Annotated in this window: 23 protein-coding genes and 1 riboswitch; of the genes, 3 read left to right on the top strand and 20 right to left on the bottom strand. The window is 48.9% G+C overall.

Annotated features, from left to right (window positions below; all coding sequences use genetic code 11):
- Positions 1 to 10 precede the first annotated feature (10 nt).
- From EL268_RS14255 to dacB, 7 genes are all read right to left on the bottom strand, one after another.
- Positions 11 to 1,423, bottom strand: a complete 1,413-nt coding sequence (locus tag EL268_RS14255; protein WP_106655421.1) for an FMN-binding glutamate synthase family protein — start codon at positions 1,421 to 1,423, stop codon at positions 11 to 13.
- A 221-nt stretch (positions 1,424 to 1,644) separates the two neighbouring features.
- Positions 1,645 to 2,850: a DUF418 domain-containing protein gene (locus EL268_RS14250; protein WP_106655422.1), complete on the bottom strand. Its 1,206-nt coding sequence runs from the start codon at positions 2,848 to 2,850 to the stop codon at positions 1,645 to 1,647.
- A gap of 131 nt (positions 2,851 to 2,981) precedes the next feature.
- Entirely contained in the window at positions 2,982 to 4,325 is a 1,344-nt protein-coding gene (gene brnQ / locus EL268_RS14245; RefSeq protein WP_106655423.1) for a branched-chain amino acid transport system II carrier protein, read from the bottom strand.
- 189 nt (positions 4,326 to 4,514) lie between these two features.
- Complete coding sequence (locus EL268_RS14240) at positions 4,515 to 5,207, bottom strand: YheC/YheD family protein (RefSeq protein ID WP_106655424.1); 693 nt, start codon at positions 5,205 to 5,207, stop codon at positions 4,515 to 4,517.
- A gap of 38 nt (positions 5,208 to 5,245) precedes the next feature.
- Positions 5,246 to 5,638, bottom strand: coding sequence for an aspartate 1-decarboxylase (gene panD / locus EL268_RS14235; RefSeq protein ID WP_106655425.1), 393 nt, complete (start codon positions 5,636 to 5,638; stop codon positions 5,246 to 5,248).
- An 84-nt stretch (positions 5,639 to 5,722) separates the two neighbouring features.
- A complete protein-coding gene (locus tag EL268_RS14230) occupies positions 5,723 to 6,787 on the bottom strand; it encodes an Ldh family oxidoreductase (RefSeq protein WP_106655426.1) in 1,065 nt (354 codons plus the stop codon).
- A gap of 167 nt (positions 6,788 to 6,954) precedes the next feature.
- A complete protein-coding gene (gene dacB / locus EL268_RS14225) occupies positions 6,955 to 9,849 on the bottom strand; it encodes a D-alanyl-D-alanine carboxypeptidase/D-alanyl-D-alanine endopeptidase (protein WP_106655427.1) in 2,895 nt (964 codons plus the stop codon).
- Positions 9,850 to 10,028: 179 nt separating this feature from the next.
- Here dacB and EL268_RS14220 point away from each other — a divergent pair, with 179 nt between their 5' ends.
- Positions 10,029 to 10,571 carry a hypothetical protein gene (locus EL268_RS14220; protein WP_106655428.1) on the top strand — a complete coding sequence of 181 codons (543 nt, stop codon included), beginning with the start codon at positions 10,029 to 10,031 and terminating at the stop codon, positions 10,569 to 10,571.
- A gap of 262 nt (positions 10,572 to 10,833) precedes the next feature.
- Here EL268_RS14220 and EL268_RS14215 read toward each other — a convergent pair whose 3' ends face one another.
- Genes EL268_RS14215 through EL268_RS14205 form a run of 3 tightly spaced genes read right to left on the bottom strand, consistent with a single transcriptional unit; the run spans position 10,834 to position 13,238 of the window.
- A complete protein-coding gene (locus EL268_RS14215; protein ID WP_106655429.1) occupies positions 10,834 to 11,565 on the bottom strand; it encodes an ABC transporter permease in 732 nt (243 codons plus the stop codon).
- A gap of 12 nt (positions 11,566 to 11,577) precedes the next feature.
- Positions 11,578 to 12,327: an ABC transporter permease gene (locus tag EL268_RS14210; RefSeq protein ID WP_106655430.1), complete on the bottom strand. Its 750-nt coding sequence runs from the start codon at positions 12,325 to 12,327 to the stop codon at positions 11,578 to 11,580.
- Positions 12,327 to 13,238, bottom strand: coding sequence for an ABC transporter ATP-binding protein (locus tag EL268_RS14205; protein ID WP_106655431.1), 912 nt, complete (start codon positions 13,236 to 13,238; stop codon positions 12,327 to 12,329). The genes EL268_RS14210 and EL268_RS14205 overlap by 1 nt, the downstream gene beginning before the upstream one ends.
- Positions 13,239 to 13,390: 152 nt before the next feature.
- On the opposite strand from EL268_RS14205, the gene EL268_RS14200 reads away from it, so the two are divergent.
- Together EL268_RS14200 and EL268_RS14195 are read left to right on the top strand one after the other, a co-directional pair.
- Positions 13,391 to 14,104, top strand: a complete 714-nt coding sequence (locus EL268_RS14200; protein WP_106655432.1) for a response regulator transcription factor — start codon at positions 13,391 to 13,393, stop codon at positions 14,102 to 14,104.
- Entirely contained in the window at positions 14,105 to 15,487 is a 1,383-nt protein-coding gene (locus tag EL268_RS14195; RefSeq protein WP_106655433.1) for a sensor histidine kinase, read from the top strand.
- A 98-nt stretch (positions 15,488 to 15,585) separates the two neighbouring features.
- Here the strand turns inward: EL268_RS14195 and EL268_RS14190 are convergent, their stop codons facing one another.
- The 10 genes from EL268_RS14190 to EL268_RS14145 all read right to left on the bottom strand — a co-directional run bounded on the left by EL268_RS14190 (position 15,586) and on the right by EL268_RS14145 (position 23,383).
- Positions 15,586 to 16,617 carry an ABC transporter substrate-binding protein gene (locus EL268_RS14190; protein ID WP_106655434.1) on the bottom strand — a complete coding sequence of 344 codons (1,032 nt, stop codon included), beginning with the start codon at positions 16,615 to 16,617 and terminating at the stop codon, positions 15,586 to 15,588.
- Positions 16,614 to 17,372 (bottom strand): ABC transporter permease, encoded by a 759-nt coding sequence (locus tag EL268_RS14185; protein WP_106655435.1) that lies wholly within the window; start codon positions 17,370 to 17,372, stop codon positions 16,614 to 16,616. The genes EL268_RS14190 and EL268_RS14185 overlap by 4 nt, the downstream gene beginning before the upstream one ends.
- Complete coding sequence (locus tag EL268_RS14180) at positions 17,372 to 18,154, bottom strand: ABC transporter ATP-binding protein (RefSeq protein WP_106655436.1); 783 nt, start codon at positions 18,152 to 18,154, stop codon at positions 17,372 to 17,374. The genes EL268_RS14185 and EL268_RS14180 overlap by 1 nt, the downstream gene beginning before the upstream one ends.
- A complete protein-coding gene (gene tenA, locus EL268_RS14175; RefSeq protein ID WP_106655437.1) occupies positions 18,139 to 18,819 on the bottom strand; it encodes a thiaminase II in 681 nt (226 codons plus the stop codon). Before tenA ends, EL268_RS14180 begins: the two co-directional genes overlap by 16 nt.
- 7 nt (positions 18,820 to 18,826) lie before the next feature.
- Positions 18,827 to 20,122, bottom strand: coding sequence for an acetylornithine deacetylase (locus tag EL268_RS14170; protein ID WP_106655438.1), 1,296 nt, complete (start codon positions 20,120 to 20,122; stop codon positions 18,827 to 18,829).
- A complete protein-coding gene (locus EL268_RS14165) occupies positions 20,115 to 20,888 on the bottom strand; it encodes a thiazole synthase (RefSeq protein WP_164724478.1) in 774 nt (257 codons plus the stop codon). Before EL268_RS14165 ends, EL268_RS14170 begins: the two co-directional genes overlap by 8 nt.
- A 2-nt stretch (positions 20,889 to 20,890) precedes the next feature.
- Positions 20,891 to 21,094, bottom strand: a complete 204-nt coding sequence (gene thiS, locus EL268_RS14160) for a sulfur carrier protein ThiS (RefSeq protein ID WP_007729348.1) — start codon at positions 21,092 to 21,094, stop codon at positions 20,891 to 20,893.
- 199 nt (positions 21,095 to 21,293) lie between these two features.
- Positions 21,294 to 21,404: riboswitch (TPP riboswitch) on the bottom strand.
- A gap of 41 nt (positions 21,405 to 21,445) precedes the next feature.
- The gene (locus tag EL268_RS14155; protein ID WP_106655439.1) at positions 21,446 to 21,829 is read right to left on the bottom strand and encodes a kinase-associated lipoprotein KapB; all 384 of its coding nucleotides are present in this window, start codon (positions 21,827 to 21,829) and stop codon (positions 21,446 to 21,448) included.
- A 33-nt stretch (positions 21,830 to 21,862) separates the two neighbouring features.
- Positions 21,863 to 23,074, bottom strand: a complete 1,212-nt coding sequence (locus tag EL268_RS14150) for an alanyl-tRNA editing protein (protein WP_106655440.1) — start codon at positions 23,072 to 23,074, stop codon at positions 21,863 to 21,865.
- A gap of 81 nt (positions 23,075 to 23,155) precedes the next feature.
- On the bottom strand, positions 23,156 to 23,383 hold the full coding sequence (locus EL268_RS14145) for a hypothetical protein (RefSeq protein ID WP_218033738.1): 228 nt from the start codon (positions 23,381 to 23,383) through the stop codon (positions 23,156 to 23,158).
- Positions 23,384 to 23,451 lie beyond the last annotated feature (68 nt).

Genomic DNA, 23,451 nt, shown 5'->3' with positions numbered 1-23,451 from the left:
ATCAAGCTGTCTAACTGGAAGAGGATGAATGATAGGCAAGGGGTACTTTCGTCACTTTGCTCGTCATCTCATCGAGTGAGACCATATCCGCAGCCGTAACTTCACGAATAGATGTTTTCCCCAGCGCGAGGATGGCTATTTCCATCTCATCCACAAACGAGAGGAAAAAGTTAGCCAAGTATTTCGTGGCTGAATCGGGGTCGAATTTGTTTTTCAAGCTCCCTGGATAGGTGACCAGTTCAGTCGGCGGTTCCCACGGTATTGCTTTTGTCACCTGATCATGAGTCATCGCCCACAAAACTGCTGTCCCCATAAATATGCCGTCTGCTCCCAAAGCAATTGCTTTCAGGCACTCACCCGGGGTGTTATATCCGCCCCCAGACAATAAGGTAATTCGGTCTTTCACACCTTTTTTCTTCAAATAGCGCACCGCCCGGGTCAGGGCATAAATCGTCGGCAAACCGAAATCATCCTCCAGGATGGGAGGTCCTCCTTTTGTCCCCGCTTGTCCGCCATCGATACTAATAAAATCTACACCGGCTCGGATCGCGATCTCCAGGTCTTTTTCAAGAATGGCACTCGCACAGATTTTGACGCCAATCGGTACACCATCTGTTATTGTTCGCAAATTGTCAACGAGCTTCTTGAGATCCTCCGGCTTCGATACTTCCGGATGCCGCGAAGGAATGACGATCATTTCTTCATCCTGAACACCCATGATTTCAGCAGCTCTTCCCTGGATATATTCAGCGGGGATAAAACTCGCGGCAGCTGCAGTCGCCCCCTGCCCAAAATGGATTTCGATGGCGTCCGCCTGTCGCAAAATTTCCGGCTCTTTCCCCCACTTTCCCGAGTTGTATTGGATCATCAGATGCTTGGCGAATTTCCTTTCTTCCGGTAATAACGGACCTTCCCCTGTATTCGTCAAAGTCCCTACTGCAGCCGTACCTTTTGCCAACGCGATTTTTACATCTTCACTCACACCGATACCGTACCCCATCGCGCCTACCATGAGCGGTATGTCCAAGGTTAACGGCTTTTTTGCCATGGGTCCAATCGTGATTTGCATATCCACTTCTGTATCCTCGCTCGAAGGCAGCACGGCCAGCTGTGCAGGAGAAAAAATCAGGCTATCAAAGTTCAAGAACTTGCGCGGACTTCCGAAAGGACGTTCGATGGCTTGTCCAGTAGTTGCACGCAAGCTGTTCTCCAAAACGTAGCGTGGACTGACTTTGGTCATTGCGGAGACCATCTCAAAAATATTTTCCGGATAGCGGTCTGACATAAGGCGCTTCATGAACCTGGCGAGTACCCACTGGGTGAGAGGTCGAAAAAGACAGATCAAAAGCAGTCCCACCACGATGAGTGCAGCCATCGATCCTACAAAGGAGCCGATTAAAAACGGAATCCAGTTGCCAGCCATCCTCTTTCTCCTTCCTACTGTCAGAGCGCTGCTGCTTGTTACTCGGCTATGTGAGATAGGAAAATTTTGCCCCAATCATGCCACTTTTATCCTAAGTCCTGCCCTGATGCTGAAGGATAAAAAAACGCCCAGATTAACTGGACGTTTTCGAGCGAAGCCTATTCCACAAATAAAAATAACAGGACGTCAGCATAAGCACGACAGCAATTGTCATGAGAGTGTCAAATCGCATGAGATCCTCCTTTTCGTTTCATTGGTACAAATTTGCCGTATGTCAAACAGCGCCAAAGCCATTCTGCCGGACCAAACTGATAGTAAGCGAGCCACCAGCGACTAACGAAGATTTGCGCAGTGAAGATCACCAAGCTAAACACCAATCCGAGAGCTAGCCCAGGCGTTCCGTACAAATGTCCAACACGCACCACCACTACAGCGATGATCGTTTGGCTCAAATAGTTGCTTAACGCCATTCTGCCGACCGGTTCCAAATGCTTCAGCATACGCTTGCCGCTCTCTTTCCGATAAAGAAGCAGTAGTGACGTGATGTAAAAAGCGCACAGACTAAGACCGCTCCAGGTAACAAATGTCTGAACGGCGATCGAGATCGAGGCTGGAAATTTTACGATGCCAAATTGAACAAGCGGAATCATCGGTACAAGCACAACACTCAAGCCCAGCGCCAGCCACCATACGCGGCGAATGGCCGGAATAAATTCTTCCGTCCTCTCAAATACACCCCGCTTGGCAGCCAGAAATCCGAATAAAAAGAGAGGCAGAACAGATAGGATAACAAACAACTCAAAAGAGAAAACTACCGGAATTTGGTAAGCAACCCTGAATTGTAACCACTCGATGAACGACCCATTGGTATGAGCATCGATAGCTTTTTGAATGAGTGGTGATTGGTCTGGCACAGGAACGAGTTCCTCTGGAACGGTCAGCATCAGAGCAGACAGGGCCTGCACACCGATCAAGAGCGTCCACGCCCATCTTTTGATCGTCTTCTCTTGCCTGTGGTAAAACAGCAACAGAAGAAAACCAGCTAGGGCGTACGTATGAAGAATGTCTCCATACCAGAGGAAAACAAGATGTGCCATCCCCACAATCAGCAGCACCAATAATCTGCGAGTAAACAGGCTCTGATAAGGCAACTGTTTGCTCTCGGCGCGATGCATAAACAGAAAAAAGCCTACCCCAAATAAAAACGAGAAGATGGTGTAAAACTTCGTCTGTACAAACATATTAAATAAAAGCCGTATCCAACCATCCATTTCCGAATGGGTATCGACCATCCCTGCATCTGGTAAGAACATGATCGGATACAAAAATGACGGCATATTCACCAGCAAGATTCCCAAGAGGGCAAAGCCTCTAATCCCATCTAGCTGCCGAATTCGCTCCCCTTCCGCAACAGGTGCTACTTTCACTTCAATGAACCTCCTCAACTGCTCCTTAGGCTTTAACACTTTTAATACGAATGAACCTCGAAAAAAGTAACAAATGCTTCTTCCACAACAAGAGAGCTTCGCAAAAACGAAGCCCTCTCTTACATGCTGCCTTATTTTGATGTGGAAGCCGTTGTTCCTGTTCCTGAGCGGTTTGTCCTTTTCCGAAAGTCGAGCAGAACACCGACAAAACCAGCAAATATTGCTGGCATGATCCAACCGGCGCCTTCCTTATAAAACGGAAGGAAACCCAAGATATCGTTCCAGCTCTGATTAAAAAACGTAAGATTCATCAAATCCACGACACCAAAAACCGTCACAACTGCGACAGTCGTCATGTACACAGAGGAATGCGCGGGTATCCAGCGCTCTAGCAACGCCAACAAAATGAGCACGATAGCAATTGGGTAAATAGCACCCAAAATAGGGACAGATACACTTAAAATCTCGGATAGTCCCAAGTTTGCGACTCCCATGCTCAAGACACAGAGAATGATCGCCCATCCTCTGTAGGACAAACCTTTGAATCGCCCATGAAAGTATTGGCTGCAAGAGGTGACGAGTCCAATTGATACACAGAGGCAAGCAACGGTAAAGATGACACCAAGAATCAGCGTACCGCTTGTCCCAAATAGCTGCCTCATGATTGCTGTCAGAAGCAGACCGCCATTCTCCGGCCTTCCTAAAGAGGCACCGGATGAACCCAGCAATCCCAAAATGACATAGATGAACGTCAGCAACATACCTGCTCCGAGACCTGCTTTGATCATATTCGCAGACAGTTGCTTTTTGTCTTCGATTCCCTTGCTCCGCAGCGTGTTGGCGATCACGATACCAAATACGAGTGCAGCCAAAGCATCCATCGTTAAATACCCGTCCAGAAAACCTTGCACAACCGGATTGGTGGCATATTTTCCTGCTGGTACCCCCGTTGGACCCAGTGGTGTGAATAAGCTCTTGATGTAGATCAATGCAATCATGGTCAACAGTGCAGGAGTCAGAATTTTCCCAAAGCGATCAATCAATTTGGAAGGAGTCAGACTGAACCAAAAGACAATGCCAAAAAACACGATCGTGTAGAGGAAAAGACTCCAGGTAGATTCAGCCGCTTGTACCGGCAAAAACGGCCCCATTCCCATCTCATACGCGAGACTGCCTGCACGCGGGATGGCAAGTGCGGGTCCAATCGACACATAAATCAAAATAGGAAAAATAAGAGCAAAGCTTGGATGAACACGACTCGCCAATTGGTAAAAGCTCCCTGCTTTTGCGATGGCAATCACCCCAAGGATGGGAAGACCGACAGCAGATAATACAAAGCCTGCAATCGACAGCCAAACATAGGTACCAGCCTCTTGACCCAGATAGGGTGGAAAAATAAGGTTGCCCGCACCAAAAAACATCGAAAACAGCATAAAACTGACCAGCAACATTTCTTTCTTAGACAAGGTTATCATCGACGTGTATATTACCTCCCACCTTATTGAGAGGCATTCTATCAACTTTTGCGTTCCTTAGCTAGTAGCAACGCCATAGTTGCAATTGCAAGATCATTATCATTTTTCCCACTATAGTTAGAAGTAAAAAAACAAGGGAAACCACCTGCCCATCTCTTACCGTATAAACATCGACAAGTGGCTTTCCTCTTATCGTTTTCGCATGGAGACAATTCGTTTGTAAAAGGACTGATCCTCCAGTTTTTGAAAGAGAGAAAGAGAAGGTCGGAAGTTGGCTTCAATAATCCACGGTTTGCCATCTACATCAATCCCTAAATCCAAACCGATCTCCCGGAGTGTCGGATAGGCTCTTCCCAATCGTTTAGCTACCGCCGCAGCTACCATGCGGATATCACTCAAAAGATTCGGGCCCGCTTCTATATTCGACAGCTTGATTGCCGTACGAATGGGCAAAACTTTTCCACGGCTGCGAGCCACATTTGTCACGACAAAGCCCGGACCTGCAAGCTTGGCACACCACCCTGTTATGACCCAAGGCTCCTTATTGCTCCTGCGCTGGATCATGACACGTACATCAAAAGGCTTGCCGTTGATTCTACCGAGTGGGATACGTGGCTGGAGCAGGTATGTTTTTGGGCGAAACAGCGATTCCACGTATCGGATCGTGGCATCCTTCCCGTCCACGAGACGCCGACGACTCCCGCTATGAACCAAATACTTCTCTTCTCCTCGTGCCGTTACTTGAATAATTCCTGCCCCACCGCCGCCTCCCGAAGGCTTCAGCATCACGTGTGTAAACGCTTCTGCATACTCCCATAGTTCTTTAGGTGAGTACACGCGGGTTTTGGGCAAATACTCCTGCAAAAATTCGTCTTTGACCATGTGCTTATGCTTGCCCCATTTACCTACGTTTGGCGGTTTTATGGCAGTGTCTCTCCATTCTTTATCAGATGATGCTCCTCTATTTTCGTGATGCGATTCTGTTCGTCCACAAACACGACCTTGGGAACGAGCTGTTCGATCTCGGATTCATCGTACATGCCCATACTCAAAATGATGACCAGATCTCCTGGCGAGAATAGATGGGCAGGTGGGCCGTTCAGACAGATGACTCCGCTTCCCGATGCTCCGGGTAACGCGTATGTTTTCCAGCGCGTGGCATTACGCAGACTGGTTATTTGCACGATTTCATATGGCTTGATATCTGCCGCATCCATGAGTGCAACGTCAATCGTGATACTCCCCACGTAATCCAGTTCGGCCTGCGTAACTGTCGCCCTGTGAATTTTGCCTTTGCACATGTGTCGTTGCATAGGCGGTTCACTCCTTTCCAAACCGATGACATTAGTCTATGTGCGATGAATTGTCCGTGAAACCACCTGCGAATGGAAATCTGGTTAGGCGATATGATACGCTGCCTGCAAATCGACACCATAGGTACGGCATAATTGGCTGAGTTCTTTCGTCAGGTTCGGATCGAATGGAATACCGTTTTCCATGCGTTCTTGCTTTTTTCGGCTCTCGATCTCCCCAGGTATGAAAATTTCGGATACACCTTCTTTCGTCGGTACGCTTTTCACCTCACGAATGTACGCATCCATTTTGGCGCAAAAATCGGGCAGTGGCATAAATCGTTCAATATCCACCGTCAAGAATAGATGGCCCACGTTCTGTGGATCGTTCCAATTGTCATACAGGCTTTTTACATGTGGTCCCGTTGCTGCACCCGTTAGCAGCCCACACAAGATATCGATGAACATCGCCATTCCGTAACCCTTTGCTCCCCCGATCGGCAAAAGCGAGCCTAGCAAGGCTTGTTTGGGATCAGTTGTTTCCTTCCCATTCGGATCGATGGCCCAATCGGCAGGAATCGTTTCCCCTTTTTTAACGGCTAAGGCGATTTTTCCCCTGGCAGCGACGCTTGTAGCCATATCTAACAAAAAGGATGGCTCTTCGCCTGCCGGAATTCCTACTGCCATTGGATTCGTGCCGAAAAATGGACGAATCCCTCCTGTAGGTGCCATTGCTTCGGGGGCATTGGAAAGGACAAGAAGAATCTTTCCTTCTGCGATTGCTCGTTCTGCATAGTACGAACAGGAGCCAAAGTGGTTGGAATGACGAACACCGACTACCCCGATTCCCATCTGCCGCGATAACTTGATCGCTTCCTCCAATGCCGCAACCCCGACTACCGCACCCAGCTGGTTTTTGCCGTCTACCAGTGCTGTTGCCCCCTCCTGTTTCCATACCACTGGTTCATCGTTCAATTCGATCAAGCCTGCTTCGATTCGTTGGAGATAAATCGGCAGCCTCGCCAAACCATGAGACTCGATGCCGCGCAAATCAGCATGGACGAGGGATTCTGCGACAAGCCTTGCATGCTCGCGTCTGGTACCTGCCTGTACAAGCACTTCTGTTACGACTTGCTCCAAACGCTTCCAATGAAACAGTGCAGGGTGCATCTTCTCTTTTTCCCCTCCTTCACCGCTGTTCTGTACTTCGCCTGCTTCCTAATCTGAATATAGATATGTCACCCTCTGATTGACCGCTACAGGCATTGACCCAGTTCGGTAGACGATACCAACAGAAAAAGGAGCTCCCGATATTGGGGCTCCTTTTTTGCGTGATACTATTCATAACTGGCCAGTGTCGTGATGATCTGGTCCTGCATCTTGGCAAACAGCTCTTCATCCTCGACATATCCATTAAACATAATCGAAACGATGAGCTTCTCTCCGCCTTTGGTCGTGATATAGCCCGACAAGGTGTTCACACCTGTCATCGAACCTGTTTTCGCATGAAGATTATTGGCGGCGGGTGTGTCCTTCAAGCGGTTTTTCAGAGTACCATCTATTGCTGCTATGGGTAATGATTCATCATAAGTGGCAAATGTCGATTCTTTGGTCATCCCTTCAAGTACGGATGCGATCTGCCGAGCAGAAATAAGATTGTAGCGGGTCAAGCCTGATCCATCCATCATGTCGAAGGTGGTATTGCCGCCAAGCGAAGCTACGGTTTCCTGAACGACCTCTGCACCAATGGCTGCGCTCCCTTTCCCTTTCTTTTCGGCTCCAAGTGTCTTGAGGAGCATTTCGGCGTAGTAATTGTCACTGCGCTTGTTGAGGTACAAAACGATGTCCTTCAGCGGCAGTGACTCAAATTGTGTCCATTTCACTGCTGCTGGAGGAACTGGCTGGATCATCACTTCGCTTTTCGGAGCAAATGCAATTCCTTGCTGCTCCAATGTTTCCTTCAGTACGGTCCCCACGTACTTGGCTGGCTCTTCCACAGGTACGCGCTCGTAATCTCCTTCGTGATCAAGCGGGAGGTTCCCCGACAGTCTGATGGTATTTGTGCCACGGTCACGCAGGATAGCAAACGTATTTTCTTCCCCTTTTTGTACGGTCTGGGCTTCATTGATTACTTGCACATACGCTGTTTTGGGTAGTACGTTGATGTCCACTGGTTCGCCAGCATCGTTAGCAGGCTTGAATTCGATCATGACTGTCCCGCGGTTCAGTGCAAGTGCCCCAATGGTCGGGTTGTAATAGTAGCTCTCATCATCCCATGCCCATCCGAGGCCAAGGCGTTGTTGGTCAAAGTAGCTTTCATCCATCACGAGGTTCCCGTTAATACGCGTGATTCCTTTTTGCTTGAGCCACCCCGCTATTTTCTCAATCGACACACCTTCCTGCACTTGAAGCGCATTCTCCGTATGCAAGGTAGGGTCACCGTATCCTTTCACATACAGATTGCCTTGTTGTACGCCCGTAGAGGTGATCGGTGCGTCTCCATACAGTTCCGTTTTGAATACATAATCCGAACCAAGCTGCTTCAAAGCTGTGGCAGTCGTCAGCAGCTTCAGATTCGAAGCAGGAGTAAGCAGTGTGTCTGCATCTCGTTCGTATAAAACGGGGTCACCTGTTGAATCCAACGATTTGATTATGATTCCAGCCGTTACACCTGCTGCTTCCGGCGTATCGAGGATGGGATCGATCAAAGCAGAGAGTGGGTACGTCTTTTTCTCTGGAGGGCTGAATCCTTCCGGTGCTACGATGTCCGGGTAGGTTGTTAACAAAATTCCGATTCGATCCTGTAGCTCCCTCGCATACTTCGATTGATAGATGCCGTTGATCAAAATTGAAAAGGCCAGCTGATGACCATTTTTTGCCGTTACATAACCCGACATGGTATTGACCCCGCTTAACGAACCTGTCTTCGCAAACAAATTCTTTTCCGCACTCGTTCCTTTCATGCGGTTTTTCAATGTGCCGTCCACTCCTGCGATTGGGAGTGATTTTTCCAGTTCCGTTCGATATTCTTGCTCCTGCAAAAAGATGAGGGTTTCAATCATCTGTTCTGGAGTGATCATATTAAATCTCGATAACCCCGATCCATCTACCTGACGGAAGCCTGACTCAATGCCAGCGCGCTTCATCACGTCCGCTACCGCTTCACTGCCTGCCTCAAAGCTGCCCTCACCTTTCTGAGTAACGCCCAGCGTCTTTAAAAGCATCTCCGCATAGAAGTTGTCACTATCCTTGTTGAGCTCCACCGTGATCTCAGCCAACGGTTTGGACAAGTGGGTATAGAGCGGCACTCCGCTTTGCAGCACAGTTTTTTTCACTTCTGTCTTCGGATGTAAGGCAATCCCTTGTTTCAGCAACTGATCCTTCCATAGATCCCCCACATAAAAAGCCGGGTCTTCCATCGTGACATCTTCCTCATAAGGAGCTGCTTGAAGCCCGATCGTACCGGATACGATGATTTCATTTTTTCCGCGCGGTCGCTCGACAAGCACGTTACTCTCCTTGCCCTCTGTTGTTTTCAACTGGTTTGTGACTGTTATGTATGTAGTAGCCGGATTCATGGTCAGGACGGGGGCATCGTTCACCGTTTTTCCAGGGGTTGCAGTTAGGGTGGTAAAGTTTTTATTGACGGCTAAACCACTTACCTGAGCGCTGTACCCATACGGTTCGTCATCCCACATCCAGCTCGTACCCAATCTGGTCTCATCGAAATAGCTGTCATCGAGAAGCAAGTTTCCATTGATTCGTTTGATCCCCAAATCTTTGATGGCTTTTGCCATTTGTTGCAAATCGCCTGTGGTCAGGCTAGGGTCCCCATAGCCTTTTAAAATCAGATCTCCTTGCAAAATGCCACCGTTATTTACCTTTCCTGAAACAAACACCTCGGTCTTCCACTGATAATCCGGCCCCAGCTTATCCAGACCGGCAATTGTCGTAAACAGCTTCATGTTGGAAGCCGGAATAAAATTGCGTTCCGCATTGTGCTTATATACGTACTTTTTGTCGGTTAGATCGTAGACCGCGATTCCAGCGTACATCCCCTTGCTATTCTCATCATTTTTCAAATCGGCGAGCAATTTTTCTATGCTGAGTGCAAGAGGACGAGAAGAAGTGACCTCTTCCCTGGCTAGTACAGGTGATACTGCTACCTGCAGCAAGAGAGCCAACACGAAAAACCACGTACCGACACGTCGAAAAGCAAATAAATGATTCATGATAACCTCCTTGTCATAGTCTGGGCGATTTCAACCAACAAATCACAGTACGCCATCATGATAGCACGTATTCTATTTATTCGGAATATTACCATTATACTAAAAGTCTACAGGCATGAATGATACCCATTCCGTTCATACTACCTTCAAGACTTCTTTCGTTTGGAGGAAATGGTTTCATGTTCTATCGATTGCTGCTCTGTCTATCACTTCTCTGCGCCTTTACATTCCCCGTCCATGCCCAAACCGACATCGGGCGTGTACAAGTAGATCCCTCCCGCTATTCTTCTCTTGCGGATCTCGTCAAAAAGTGCGACTTGATCGTAATCGCTTGGGTAGACAGTGCCCATCAGGCCTATCCAACGGGACGCACCATTCCCCAAGGCAAGATCGTGAACTACACACAAAGCCTCCAGGTAAAAACGGCCATTAAAGGTACGGCAGCCAGGCTATTAACGGTGATTAGCACTGGAGTAGAGCCGCTGCCTGATGCCTCCAGTCCACTTAACCTAACATACCCTGGGCCGCTGGCGGAAGGGAATTATTTATTGTTTTTACGAAAAGTGAGCGGATCACAGCTGTACAGTACAGCAGGTCTCTGGCAAGGCGTTTACCCCATCTATCAAGGAAAAACGATAGCTCTTTCCAACGTTGGCTTTACCGAGCTGAACCAGCTGTCACAAGAAGAAGCCATCCGAAAAATAACAGCGATATCCCGCTAACACCACAGCAAAAAACCGCTCTCGTAAATGAGCGGTTTTTTGACGGTTCCATCATGTGCTGTTAGTTGCGCATCACGTAGATGAAAATCACCATAGACACAGCACAAGCGAGTACACTGAGAATAAAACCCCAGATCACCCATTTGCTATTCGTCTTGTTTATGTGTTTGTCGTCCATGGAAACTTCTCCTCATTCAAGCATTCACCTTCTATTATAAGGTTGTTTGACAGGAAAGGGAAACCGTTTATGTGGCGAAACCTGTTAAAGACCTGCTCTCGTAAGACGGCGAATCCCCAGTGCACAGCCGCTCGTCACGAATAGTACACACATGACGACAAACGTCCCCAGCTCTCCTAGCGACAAACTCTCTTGACTAAGCACGCCCATGCCAATCGTCAAAAGTGACAGAGGAAAAAACATCCCGAGCCCAGACACATACAAGCCCAACCCTATAAAAACAGTGCAAACACTAATGCCGACAGGTACAGCAAAGCTCTGTATCCGCGTGGAAAGCCATAGTTGGAAGGCGATGATGGCGAGCGAGGCCAGCCAGCCTCGCATGATCCATCCGAACACTTCCATTGGAAACGAAAAATGTGCGTGTAGTCCAGCGATGAAACCCGCGCAAATATACAACACGAGGAAGAAAAGCTGCACAGCAAAAAGGAGAACACCAACCACCACCAGCTTCGCGAAAAAAATCGTTGGGGTTGCTACCGGTGCTGTCAGTATCACATTCCAGTTTCGGTTTACATGCTCCAGTCTGCACACGAACGAACAACAGATCGCGATGAGAATGGGCAAAAAAAATTCTCCGTAGAACAAGCTCACCTGCGTCCACAGGCTATACCAGCCATTTTGCAGGATCGCTTGGTTCATCCAGTAGTTGGCGAAGCCGATCAGCGTACTGAAAACAGGAAGCACAAGCAAAACGAGCCATATACGCGAACGTCGAAGTTTTACCCATTCTGCTCCCAAACATTTGATTAGCATACAAGTTCCTCCCTACACGTCTTGCCGGGATATGTGAATGCTCCCAGCAAGGTAGAATGCGATGCCCATGAGTACGACGATGATCGGCAAATGAACACCGATTTCGCGTGTAGTAAACAGCATGGTTTCGTTCACGTATTGATACGTAACGGGCGAAAAGTCCACATAGTACGACCATATGAAAAGGCGTCCGATTTGTGGCGGAAACAAGCTCGCTGTCATGCCAATGAAGCCCCCGATCATCCCGAGACATAGACTAAATGCCTGATTTTTGATGGCGAGAGAGATCCATTGCTGCAGAGCAATCACCACGAGATTCGTAAGCGTGGTCCCAGCTACATAGCGGAGTAATAGGCCAATCGGGACGGGCTCTGCTAATCCATAGCCAATGCCAAATGCCACGATCGCCAATGCCTGCAGAATGACTGCACTCCCCATCAAAACAGCCGCAGAGACGAATTTTGCCGCATAAACCGCTTTTCGGCTGACAGAAGCAGCCATCAACAGCTTCCATGTACGCCCTTTGTGTTCCATATCACATATCCGTGAAACAATGACAGCTGAACCGATCGGCAAAAACAATCCGTTCATGGCTGTAATCGTGACCAGTATGGCGCTCCACGTCGCGGCATCTGGATTTTTCGTCATGGAAGTACTGACAGCCATAAACCCCCATGCCAGTTCGATGCTCAAAAGAATGGCGAGCATGGGAAACAGACGCTTATGTCGAATTTTATAAAACTCTAGCAAGAGTGTCCTCATTACAAGCTCCCCTCCTTGCCTGTAAGGGAGAGGAAAATGCTCTCCAAGCTTTGTTTGTGCACTTCAATGCGATAAACATCAATGCCCGCCATAATCAGCGCCCGATTTGTCTGCGCTACCTCTCTATCCCCCATGCCTTCCATGACAAGGAAGCCATCTTGGAGACTTGGAGAATGCTCCCTATCTTGAAGAACCCTTCTCGCTTTTTCATTGTCCTGCGTTTTTATCCAAACATGAGGCTGACTGTTCCGTTGCAGCTGCTCCATGCTCCCTTGAAACAAAAGCTTCCCCCCGTGGATAATGCCGATAGACGTGGCCACTTGCTCGATTTCCGAGAGCAGATGGCTAGAGAGTAGCACGGTCATTCCATACTGTTGTGGCAACGATTGGATCAATTCCCGAATTTCACCGATTCCCGCAGGGTCCAGACCGTTTGTCGGTTCATCGAGGATGACGAGCTTTGGAAAATGCAGCAAAGCCATGGCAATTCCCAGTCGCTGCTTCATCCCGAGCGAATACTGATCTACCTTTTTGTTCTGTTGCTTTTCCAAACGGACGATTTGCAAGGCTTTCTCTACATGTTTGTCCGGAACACCTCGCAGCCGCTGCATGACGCGCATATTTTCCAGGCCAGTAAGATGACCGTAATAGGAAGGAGCCTCAATCAAGGAACCCGTCTGACTCAAAATTTCAATTCGGTTCCTGCTAAAATCCTTCCCGAATACAGAGACACTCCCTTCTGTCGGCTTGACTAATCCTAGCAGCATTTTAAGTGTCGTCGATTTTCCTGCACCATTTGGACCGAGGAAGCCATACACCTCCCCTTCTCCTACCGCAAGATTCACCCGCTGGACGGAATAGGCACCTCCATAACGTTTTGAAAGGTTTTCCGTTCGAATTACCGTATTCATCTTTTCTCGCTCCTATCTGTTGGTCTCTCCTACGAAATCATAGAGACCCAACCCGTCGATAAGCTGACAGAAACCTTACGACAACCTTAAATCGACTTCGAGTGGGTAGAACACACAATTCAAGCGAGTATAATAAATACGGGTGATTCAATATGGAAGAGTGGAAACAGAAAAAAGTGCTCATCGTGGAAGATGAGCTTGATATCAGAAATATGATCGATGGATTTTTGCGTAAGGAAGGATTCTCTCGTATTTTTCATGCGGGTAGCTGTAAAGAAGCGTTAGTGATATGCGCTTCGGACAAGCCAGATGTCGTAATCCTGGATGTCATGCTGCCTGATGGAGATGGATTTGGACTTTTGACTTCGATCCGTCGTTTCTCGCAAATCCCTGTCATTTTTCTGTCAGCCCGAGGAGAAGATGAAGATCGATTGCTCGGACTTGGCCTAGGTGCTGACGACTATATTGTGAAGCCATTTTTACCGCGCGAGCTCGTTCTCCGTCTCCTGGTCATTTTACGACGTGTATACGCCCCTCCCCAAATCGAACGGCTGCCTGTTTTCCAGCTTGGTGACAGTACAATCGATTTGGAGGCGGCAATCGTGACGAGAGATCACCACGAATATGCTTTGACCGCCAAGGAACACGCACTCTTGCGAAAACTCTATGAAAACCGGGGACGAATCGTCACAAGTGATGCCCTGTGCCAATCCGTATGGGGTGACGATTACTACGGGTATGAAAACACGCTGATGGTTCATATGCGGCGCATTCGCGAAAAGATTGAGCCATGTCCGTCCACTCCTGAATATTTGCTGACGGTAAGAGGACTTGGGTACAAATTACTCGTAAAGGAAGAGTTGTAGATGGATGGAGCTGTACGAATTTTACGTCGTTATACAGGTGCTTCTATCCTGATCGCCGTCTTTTTGCTCATCGTCAATTACATCATTCTCGGTACATTTGTTTTCAAAGGCATGAACGAAGGCTCTCCTCCCGTTCACGTCACACAAACTATCGCAGAAGGTCTCCACAAGAACGGTTCCCACTATAAGTTGGAACCAAATGCACAAGATTGGTTGCAAAAGAGCCAGGCTTGGGCCATGCTGATTGCGGACGATGGAAAGGTCATCTGGGACTACGCCATACCGGACCAATTGCCTCGCGCCTATTCCTTGGCAGAAGTGGCGCAGTTCTCGCGAAATTACTTACAGGACTATCCTGTTTTTGTCTGGGAGCATGAGATGGGGCTGGTCGTCGTGGGCTACCCGAAGGACAGTCTCGCCAAGTACCAGATTCATTTACCAATCAGTTGGATAAGCGATTTGCCGTATCGATTACTGGCTTTGCTATTCGGAAATATACTGCTCGCCGCTCTTCTCTCGCTATTCATCGGCACTCGACTCATTCGGGCCATCCGCCCTCTGATTAGCGGAATTCACGCTCTATCAGAAGATCAGCATACCCATGTCGAGGCAAAGGGAATGTTCAGCGGGATTGCCCGAAGCATCAATCATGCATCGACGCTTCTGCAAGAGAAGAACGCTATGCTAAAAGCCAGAGACGAAGCACGTTCGAATTGGATCGCGGGAATCTCCCATGATATACGCACGCCATTATCGATGGTGCTCGGGTATGCCAGTGAATTGGAAGAGAGCGACGCGGTGCCTTACGAACAGCAGCAAAAAGCAAGCATCATTCGAAAGCAAGGGGAAAAGCTCCGGTCTTTGGTCAGCGACTTGAATCTCGTTTCCATGCTGGAATACGAAATGCAGCCCATTCATACCAAACTGATTCGGCTATCGACACTTGCGCGGCAAATTGTTACTGACTTTTTGAACAATGATTTGGCAGAGGCCTTTACCATTGAGCTGGATGTCACGACTGAGCAATGCTTCGTGATGGGTGATGAAAAACTTCTTGTCCGCGCTATCACGAATCTCGTCCAGAACAGCATCGTGCATAACCCATCAGGCTGTCACATCCACGTGCAAACGACCCTATCAGCCAACCAGCGCAATGCTCTCCTAATTATCACTGACAACGGAAAAGGCATTGAGCAAAACATGCTGCCTGACTTGGTGGAATTGCCTTATTCGTCAAAAAGAAAATCTCCCTCACACAATGGTCATGGTCTCGGTTTGCCCATGGTTGCACGTATTGCAGCCGCTCATCATGGACGCCTGCTGTTAACAAGTGATACAGGAAAAGGGATGACAGCAGAACTTTGTTTCCCCCTCTCCTCCTAATCGGAATAGAACCATCCAGCAAAAAAAAAGCACCTCCTTTGCCTCGCTAATCGAGAGTAGACTCTCAAAAGTGTGCAAAGTGGGTGCTTTTCGACTGATTATTTCACGAGATCGCGCATGATATCTTCAGCTTTGATCTCTGCCGTAATCAGCTTTTCTTTTTTCATCCAATCAATCAGAGTTTGCCAAGACTCCACTGTCTGGTATCCAAATGGCTTTTCGCCAGCATCCATCAACGGAATCAGGATATCCAAACTCTTGGTTTCAATGTCTTTTTCCAGTGGGAAATCGGCAGCCTGTTTGGCAAGCAACAGATCGAGTGCCTTTTCCTTATTATTTTTCACATAGTCCTGGCCCTTGCCAATTGCACGGAGAAAACCTTCCACAGCTTTCTGCTTTTTGCCCAACGTATCGTCACTTGTCGCCAATACGAGCTCATAGTAGTCTGGAACACCAAACTCAAAAGGCTTGAACACATTGACAGGAACGCCGTGCTTCTCCAAAATCGGTTGCTCATGGTTGATATAGCCACCTACTACTGCATCGACCTTTTTGGCCGTCAACGCCGGGACGATGTCAAAGCCGATATCCGTGAAGGTTAGTCCGGAATCATCCCCACCAGCATGCTTCACAACTTGACGTACGATCGATTCATCGAGTGGAAGTGATGGATAACCGATATTTTTTCCAGCCAGCTCTTGCGGAGTATCGATTCCACTGTCTTGGCGCGTCATGATCACGTTTAACGGATGACGAACGAGTGCACCTACAGATACGACAGGTACTCCTTCTGCACGAGCTTGGACGAGCTGTGGTTGATAGCTGATCGCCAAATCTACTTTGCCAGCAGCTGCCATTTTCAGAGGATCATTGCTGTCGGAAGGCATTTGCATGGTCACCTTGAGGTTTTCTTCTTTAAAATAGCCTTGCTCCTCTGCGACATACAAGAAGGAATGTACGGCATTCGGATACCAATCGAGCGCAATCGTCAGCTCTGTCGGCTCCGCTCCTTTATCAGCAGGGGCTTGCGTCTGACCAGCATCCGAGCTCGCCTGATTGCCGCAAGCAGCAAGACCTGTTGCCAATGTGAGTGCCATGAATGCTTTCGTCCATTTGTTGAAAGGTTTCATTGTTGTTCTCCTTTGATTTTCATATGCGGGGAAAAATGACGTTCGAGTCGTCCAGCTAGCCAAAACAGCAGCATGCCGAGAATCGAGAGCAACAGGACCGAGGCAAACAACGCGGGAGCCTGAAAATTGCCGGATGCCCGTCTGCCAAAGTACCCGAGACCCTCGCTCGCTCCCAGCCACTCCCCAATCGTCGCTCCTGCCACACTGTAGGTAGCTGCCACTTTAAGACCACTGAAGAAATGGGGTAAACTCGACGGCAGTTGCAGCTTCGTGAAAATTTGTCCGTTCGTTGCCCCCATTGTTTTTAACAGCTGGAGCATTTCCTTGTCTGTCGAGCGAAGTCCATCATACGTGTTGACGACGATCGGAAAGAAAGTAAACAGAATCGTAACAGCGATTTTTCCAGATAAATCATACCCGAACCACAAAATAAAAACGGGTGATAACGCTATAATTGGGATCGTTTGGGAGATGACGATATACGGATAGACCAAGCGCTCCACAATCCGACTGCGAATCATCGCAAATGCAAGGGAGATTCCAAACACAATCGAGATCGATAGCCCCAGTAACACTTCCTTTAACGTCGCCCAAAGATGTATACCTATTAGAGAGGCACGTAAATCCCACAGCGATACGACCATAGCGCTAGGCGGCGGTAGAATGAATGGCGGCACTCCGAGGAAGCGGCATCCAGCTTCCCACACCAGGAGAAAAATGGCGATGGAGATACCAAACCAAATGCCTCTCCCCATCATGCTTCTCTCCTCAACGGCTTCATGGCTGCTTGGCGCTCCTGTCGAAGCAGTTCCCAAATTTGTTCACGCAATGCCAAAAATCCGGCTTGGTTGCGGCTGCTTGCTGTTCGCGGTCTGCTTACCGGAACGGCTAATTCGATCGGCCTGGTGATCGGACTACCAGTCAGCACAATAATGCGGTCCGCGAGCAATATGGCTTCGTCGATATCGTGCGTAATCATCAGCATCGTACTGCCTGTTTCCTGCCACTTTTCCATCAGCCACTCTTGCATGTCCATTCTTGTAATTCCATCCAATGCACTAAACGGCTCATCCAGCAGCATCATCTCTGCGCCGGAAAACAATGCGCGCAAAAAGGAAACACGCTGACGCATTCCACCGGAAAGCTGGGCTGGGTAGCTGTCAGCCCACTCCTGAAGCCCGTACCTTGGCAATTGCTGTCTGACGCACTCATGCGCTTCTTTTTTCGTCATACCTTTGATTTCTAGAGGCAAGGCTGCATTTTCGACAATCGTACGCCATGGCATGAGCAGATCTCGTTGGGGCATATAGCCGACTTGCCCCAAACGATTTGCAACTGCTACATTGCCAAGCCTGATTTCGCCTTGCGTGGGCGTAAGAAGACCTGCGATGAGTTGAAACAAGGTGCTTTTCCCGATCCCGCTCGGACCGATCAAGCTGACGAACTCCCCTTTTTCCACACGCAGATCAAAATGATCAAGAATCTGCTTGTCGCCATACGAAAAGCTGACGTCGACGAAAGCTAGTTGTTCTCCCACGGCCACATTTCCTCTCTGTAGGACATGTCCCAGAACATGTACTCCATTTTGGAGGTATTGACAAAATACTCTTCCAGTTTGGCCAGCTCTTGTTCGCTCTTTCCTTCCGCCAATTGGTTCATGATATCAATCAGCCAGATCGCCAGCTGCCCAAACTCATCGGAGCTGTACATGCGTACCCATTCGCCATACAGTTCGTGATCCAGCGCCCCTTCTACTTGTGCCAAGCGCTTGCCGATTTCCCAATAGCTCCACGTGCATGGGAGTAGTGCGCTCACCAATTCTGCCAACGACCCTTGATGAGCGACACGCAGCATGTAGCTGGTGTACCCCAACATCACAAACGAAGGCTCTGTCGCTTCCAGCTCCGCGCGAGAGATACCGAAGCGCTCTGCATACTGGCGATGCAGCTCCATCTCTGTGTTCAGCGTCGATTCTTGCAAAGCAGCGAAGCGAGAACTTGTTTCCAGATCGTACGCCTTCACACTCGCAATCGCGAACATTTTCGCGTAATCAATCAGATAGATGTAGTCTTGTTTCATGTAATATTTGAATGCACCAACGGGCAGGCTGCCATCTCCAAGTCCGGTGACGAAAGGATGTTGATGAACACGCTCCCAGATCGGGGCTACACTTTTTCTTAAACGATCAGTAAAGGTTGTCATGCAATACTCACTCCTTCGCTTCCTTTGGGGTATTGCACCAGGTGGCAATGAAGCGGGCCATGATCTGGGCAAAATGAACAAGCTGGTCGGGATCAATGGATTCATCTACGGCATGAGCATGCGTGAGCTCACCGGGTCCGAATAGGACAGCCGGAATGCCTGCATGCGCAAACCAGCCTGCATCCGTCACCGTAGGCGACATCGTAACGATAGGTGCTTGATGCATGTGACTTTCATAGGCGGATTGCAGCGTTGCCAAGCCTGGATGTTTCGTATCCAACTCCAGTGAAGGGAAGATTTCACCGCGCTCCTCAATCATCGAACGTCCACCCCACCGGAATGTAGGAGGATTGTCTCTCAGCCAAAGATCAGCAGCAGCTGCACGCCCGACATGATCCTCGATCTCTCGGATGATCTCTTCGTAGGATTCATTCGGATAAAAATGAACGGTAATCCACATAGCGCAACGGTCTGCGATAAATGCAGCGTGTCGACCTCCCTCGATGACTGCGGGATTGATCGTATTACTGCCTGCCGGGAAGCCGGGATAGGACTTCATGACAGCCCAGTCCCGCTCCAGTTCCTGCAGTGCGGTGATCACCTTCGTCATTTTTTCAATGGCAGAAGCTCCCCGAACACGTCCGCCTGCATGAATGGTCTGTGCACGCATTCCGTCATGCAGCGTCGTCGGACTCTCAATCGTGATCCAGCCTGTAATGACCCCGCCCTGCCCTTGCATGTGGAGATTGCTCGTGTCCACTACAACGGCGTAGTCAGCCTGATAGCCACGCTCGATAGCGACCAATGTCCCCGCTTCACCCGCTTCTTCTCCGATGACGGATTGAACGAGCAGATCGCCTTGGAGCTCGATTCCGTGTTCGCGCAGCATTTGGATCGCAAACAAGCTCGCTGCCAGTCCGCCTTTCATATCCGCAACACCACGTCCGTACAAGCGCCCATCCTTGCCATGTGTCAGAGCAAAAGGTGGATAGGTCCACCCCTTGTCATCTCCGACTTCAGCCACATCGATATGCCCGTTGACAATCAAGCTGTTTGCCTGGGTAGAAGCACTCCCTGATAACCGACCGACGATATTGTCGTCTCCTGGATATACCGTCCAGCGATCTACTTCGAATCCCATCGCTTGCAGTCTGTTGGCGATTACTCCTTGTGCGGCATCGCTATTTCGCGCGGGAGGACTCACAGTCGGATGAGAAACGAGCTCTGCCAATAGGGCGAACAGCTCTTCTTTGCGGCTGGCAATCGATTCTACCGCTTCTGTCAGTCGATCCACGCTACTCAATCATCCCTTCAGTCGGGCTGCTTGCGGACGCGTAACGCTTTTTCGCGATACGGCCTGCCAGGAAGCCTTTGCGACCTGCTTCCACCCCGAGCTTCATCGCTTCTGCCATCAGAACAGGATTGTCAGCGAGGGCGACTGCTGTGTTCAACAAGACACCGTCCGCCCCCAGCTCCATCGCTTTCGCGCAGTCTGCTGGCGAGCCAATTCCAGCATCGACGATAATCGGTACTTTGGCATCCTCGATGATAAAGCGGAGATTGTTTTCGTTGACAATCCCTTGTCCGGAACCAATTGGTGACGCACCCGGCATAACCGCATGTACGCCAACCTCTTGCAGGCGTCGAGCAAGAATCGGGTCGTCATTGGTGTAGGTCAGTACGATAAAGCCTTCTTCCACCAAGATTTTCGAAGCCTCGAGTGTGCCAATCGGGTCAGGGAGAAGAGTTTTCGGATCTCCAATGACTTCGACCTTGATCATGTCACACAGTCCAGATGCTTTAGCCAAACGGGCAATGCGCACGGCTTCTTCTGCTGTATAGGCACCTGCTGTATTTGGCAGCAGGGTGAATTTTTTCAAATCGAGTTGTTCCAAAAAGTTCGGTTCTTGCGGATTTTCCAAATTCAAGCGACGAATCGCAAATGTCAAAATTTCTGCTTCTGACACCTCTACCGCTTTCCCTTGTGTATCCAAATCAGCGAATTTACCTGTCCCTAAAAGCAAACGGGAGCGAAACTCGTACGATCCAATTTTCAATGTATCCATCATGATCATCCTCCTCCGACAAAATGAACGATTTCTATACGATCTCCGTCTGCAATCGGTGTTTGTTCGTACGCTGAGCGATCAATAATTTCACCATTTCGCTCTACGACGACAATTTTCTCTTGCAGGGAATAAGAAGCAAGCAAGGCTCGCACTGTTGTGATCTCTTCCGCCAACTCTACTTTTTTCCCATTCAGCTGAACAATCATTGATTACCTCCTTCTACTGGAAAAAAAACGGCTTCTCCCGCCTGCCTGAGTCGATTCAGACAAACAGAAGAAGCCGTATACCCATCCCATCTCACCGGACGAATGGCATAAAAAAACCATCCGCCTCGGATGGTTGAGTGTCATCTTATCATCCATGCGCGCAAACAAGCATAGTTCCGCTCGGATGCGACATGTGATACTGATTCCAAATACCTCTTCCTCCGCTGGCATGACCCAGGTCAGGTTCAACGGTCAGTAACACACTCGTTACAATCTCAGCCAACGTTGCTTGGCCCCCGTTTGGTAGTAAAGCTATGCAATTGTCGTACATTCGAGTACTACAGTACCACTCTATTTCGCGTTTGTAAAGGCTTCCTTGTGCATCTTTTCCAGCTCAACGAGACAACGCTCTGCCCAAGCTGCCATTTTCGCAAGCTTTTCCATTTCTCTCTCCATCGCCTGACGCACAGATTCCTTGTAGTCTGGAATCGTGCCATTATAGCGAATGACCCCTTGGACAGGTGTCATGAATTTTTCCATGTAAGAGAGTGCTGGACGCTGGTGAAACAGCGGCACATCTACTTCGTAGGAAGAATGCAAATCACCTTGCGTTGGGTATTTGGTAACTGCCAACACTTTTACCAGCAGCTTCGAATCGTGGATTTCCAATACTTCTGCAATATACTCACCAGTTCGCTGCGAAACGCGAACGATATCTCCCGGATTCCAGTTCATCGCGGATTCCTCCTTTTATTGAATCGAGTGCATCTACATTAGTGAGGCTTCCAGCAGTTTGCGTGCATGCAGCAATACTTCTTCCGCATCCACTACTGACTGACCGCCACCCTGTGCCATCGCAGGATTTCCCCCACCTTTTCCGTTAATGATCGGCAAGGTTTCTTTCAACACTTGATTAATGGCTACGTTGACTTCTTGCCCACGAGCAAACACGATTTGCATTTTGTCTTCGGTAGTAGCAGCCAAGAGGCAAATCGCATCTGGCGCCAGAGCAGTAGCCAGCTGTGCGAACTGTTGAAGCTGTTGAATGGTTTTGTCTGTGAAGGTACGCATAATGAGGCGAGAATGACCCAATTGGCTAGCAGCAGATAGTTGTTGATTGACTTCCACTTCTAAGAGCTGCTTATCCACTTCTGCCAATTTTGCCTTCAAGACATCACGTTCTGCAAGAAGGCGTTCCGTCTGTGCGAGCAGCTCCCCTTCATTGGTAGCGAGCAGCTTCGCCGTATCGCGAACGACAGCTTGCTTTTGGTTGTAGTCCCGCAAAGCTCGCCAGCCACAGATGAATTCCAGACGAATGTTTCCGCGATAGCGCTCCCAGCCCAAAATCTTGATCATCCCGACTTCGCCCGTTCGCGCTGGATGTGTTCCTCCACATGGGTTGTAATCAAATTCAGGTATCATCACGACCCGAATATTTTCAGTAACGGTCGGCTGTTTTTTCAAGGGCAGCGTTGCCAATTCCTCGTCATCAACGAACCGCGCAATAATGGGGTGGTTTTCCAGAACAATCTGATTCGCTCGCTTTTCTACCTTCTCCCATACATCTGCTGTCAACTCATCCAGTCGTACATCAATCGTGACACGCTCTTTGCCCAAGTGAAAGGCAACGGTCTCCGCTTGCACGACTTCCAGGAAGGACGCTGATAAAATGTGTTGGCCAGCATGCTGCTGCATGTGGTCGAAGCGGCGGTCCCAATCGATGTGACCGGTTACTTCCGCAATGCTTTCGGACAAGGGAGCTTCTAGTCGGTGACGAATTTCGCCATCTACCTCTTCTACATCCACCACACGAATTTCTTCCAATACGCCCAGATCGGAAGGCTGTCCGCCTCCAGTAGGGTAAAAAGCCGTTTGATCAAGTACCACGTAAGGTGTCCCATCTTGCTCGACACCAGTCCTCGTCACCTGGGCCGAAAACGTTCTTCTATAGGCATCCTGATAATAAAGTCTGTCTTCCATCGTTACTCCTCGCTGCATGGAACCATGGTTCCAGCCTGATTCTCCCACTTGGGGGCAAAACGAAATACGTATGTATAAAGCTTAGCCAAACAAGTGATCCATTTGTTTTTCGCGCTCTTGGCGCTCCTCTGGGCTTGCCAGGTCATACTTTTTCAATAAATGAAACAGCTCGTTTAGACGCTCTTGGCTGAGTTCGCCATTCAACTGCTTTTTGAATTGGCTCACACGCAACTCTGACAGATGTGGAGCTTGTTCTGCCAGTTTTTTGAGTACGTCCTCATGGCTGTGATCCAATTTGCATTCTCCCATGATTTCTCCCCTTTTCCTTACAGTCATCTTCATCATACCATGATTTTTCATGCGAAAAAAAGGCGTAC

Origin of the sequence: Brevibacillus brevis (assembly GCF_900637055.1) — a bacterium.
In the GTDB taxonomy this organism is placed as follows: domain Bacteria; phylum Bacillota; class Bacilli; order Brevibacillales; family Brevibacillaceae; genus Brevibacillus; species Brevibacillus brevis.
The sequence above is the reverse complement of the archived record's forward strand: the minus strand, read 5'-3'. Positions and strand labels throughout refer to the sequence as shown.

What these genes read in the sequence shown, in the direction of transcription:
- EL268_RS14240 (WP_106655424.1), bottom strand. Translation starts at nt 5,207, where the DNA reads ATGGTCAAAGACGAATTTTTGCAGGAGTATTTGCCCAAAACCCGCGTG.
- EL268_RS14165 (WP_164724478.1), bottom strand. Translation starts at nt 20,888, where the DNA reads ATGATGGATACATTGAAAATTGGATCGTACGAGTTTCGCTCCCGTTTG.
- panD (WP_106655425.1), bottom strand. Translation starts at nt 5,638, where the DNA reads ATGCAACGACACATGTGCAAAGGCAAAATTCACAGGGCGACAGTTACG.
- EL268_RS14155 (WP_106655439.1), bottom strand. Translation starts at nt 21,829, where the DNA reads ATGAACTGGAATCCGGGAGATATCGTTCGCGTTTCGCAGCGAACTGGT.
- dacB (WP_106655427.1), bottom strand. Translation starts at nt 9,849, where the DNA reads ATGAATCATTTATTTGCTTTTCGACGTGTCGGTACGTGGTTTTTCGTG.
- EL268_RS14185 (WP_106655435.1), bottom strand. Translation starts at nt 17,372, where the DNA reads ATGGGGAGAGGCATTTGGTTTGGTATCTCCATCGCCATTTTTCTCCTG.
- EL268_RS14150 (WP_106655440.1), bottom strand. Translation starts at nt 23,074, where the DNA reads ATGGAAGACAGACTTTATTATCAGGATGCCTATAGAAGAACGTTTTCG.
- EL268_RS14200 (WP_106655432.1), top strand. Translation starts at nt 13,391, where the DNA reads ATGGAAGAGTGGAAACAGAAAAAAGTGCTCATCGTGGAAGATGAGCTT.
- EL268_RS14205 (WP_106655431.1), bottom strand. Translation starts at nt 13,238, where the DNA reads ATGAATACGGTAATTCGAACGGAAAACCTTTCAAAACGTTATGGAGGT.
- EL268_RS14230 (WP_106655426.1), bottom strand. Translation starts at nt 6,787, where the DNA reads ATGCACCCTGCACTGTTTCATTGGAAGCGTTTGGAGCAAGTCGTAACA.
- EL268_RS14255 (WP_106655421.1), bottom strand. Translation starts at nt 1,423, where the DNA reads ATGGCTGGCAACTGGATTCCGTTTTTAATCGGCTCCTTTGTAGGATCG.
- EL268_RS14190 (WP_106655434.1), bottom strand. Translation starts at nt 16,617, where the DNA reads ATGAAACCTTTCAACAAATGGACGAAAGCATTCATGGCACTCACATTG.
- EL268_RS14220 (WP_106655428.1), top strand. Translation starts at nt 10,029, where the DNA reads ATGTTCTATCGATTGCTGCTCTGTCTATCACTTCTCTGCGCCTTTACA.
- EL268_RS14210 (WP_106655430.1), bottom strand. Translation starts at nt 12,327, where the DNA reads ATGAGGACACTCTTGCTAGAGTTTTATAAAATTCGACATAAGCGTCTG.
- EL268_RS14195 (WP_106655433.1), top strand. Translation starts at nt 14,105, where the DNA reads ATGGATGGAGCTGTACGAATTTTACGTCGTTATACAGGTGCTTCTATC.
- tenA (WP_106655437.1), bottom strand. Translation starts at nt 18,819, where the DNA reads ATGACAACCTTTACTGATCGTTTAAGAAAAAGTGTAGCCCCGATCTGG.
- brnQ (WP_106655423.1), bottom strand. Translation starts at nt 4,325, where the DNA reads ATGATAACCTTGTCTAAGAAAGAAATGTTGCTGGTCAGTTTTATGCTG.
- EL268_RS14215 (WP_106655429.1), bottom strand. Translation starts at nt 11,565, where the DNA reads ATGCTAATCAAATGTTTGGGAGCAGAATGGGTAAAACTTCGACGTTCG.
- EL268_RS14145 (WP_218033738.1), bottom strand. Translation starts at nt 23,383, where the DNA reads ATGGGAGAATGCAAATTGGATCACAGCCATGAGGACGTACTCAAAAAA.
- thiS (WP_007729348.1), bottom strand. Translation starts at nt 21,094, where the DNA reads ATGATTGTTCAGCTGAATGGGAAAAAAGTAGAGTTGGCGGAAGAGATC.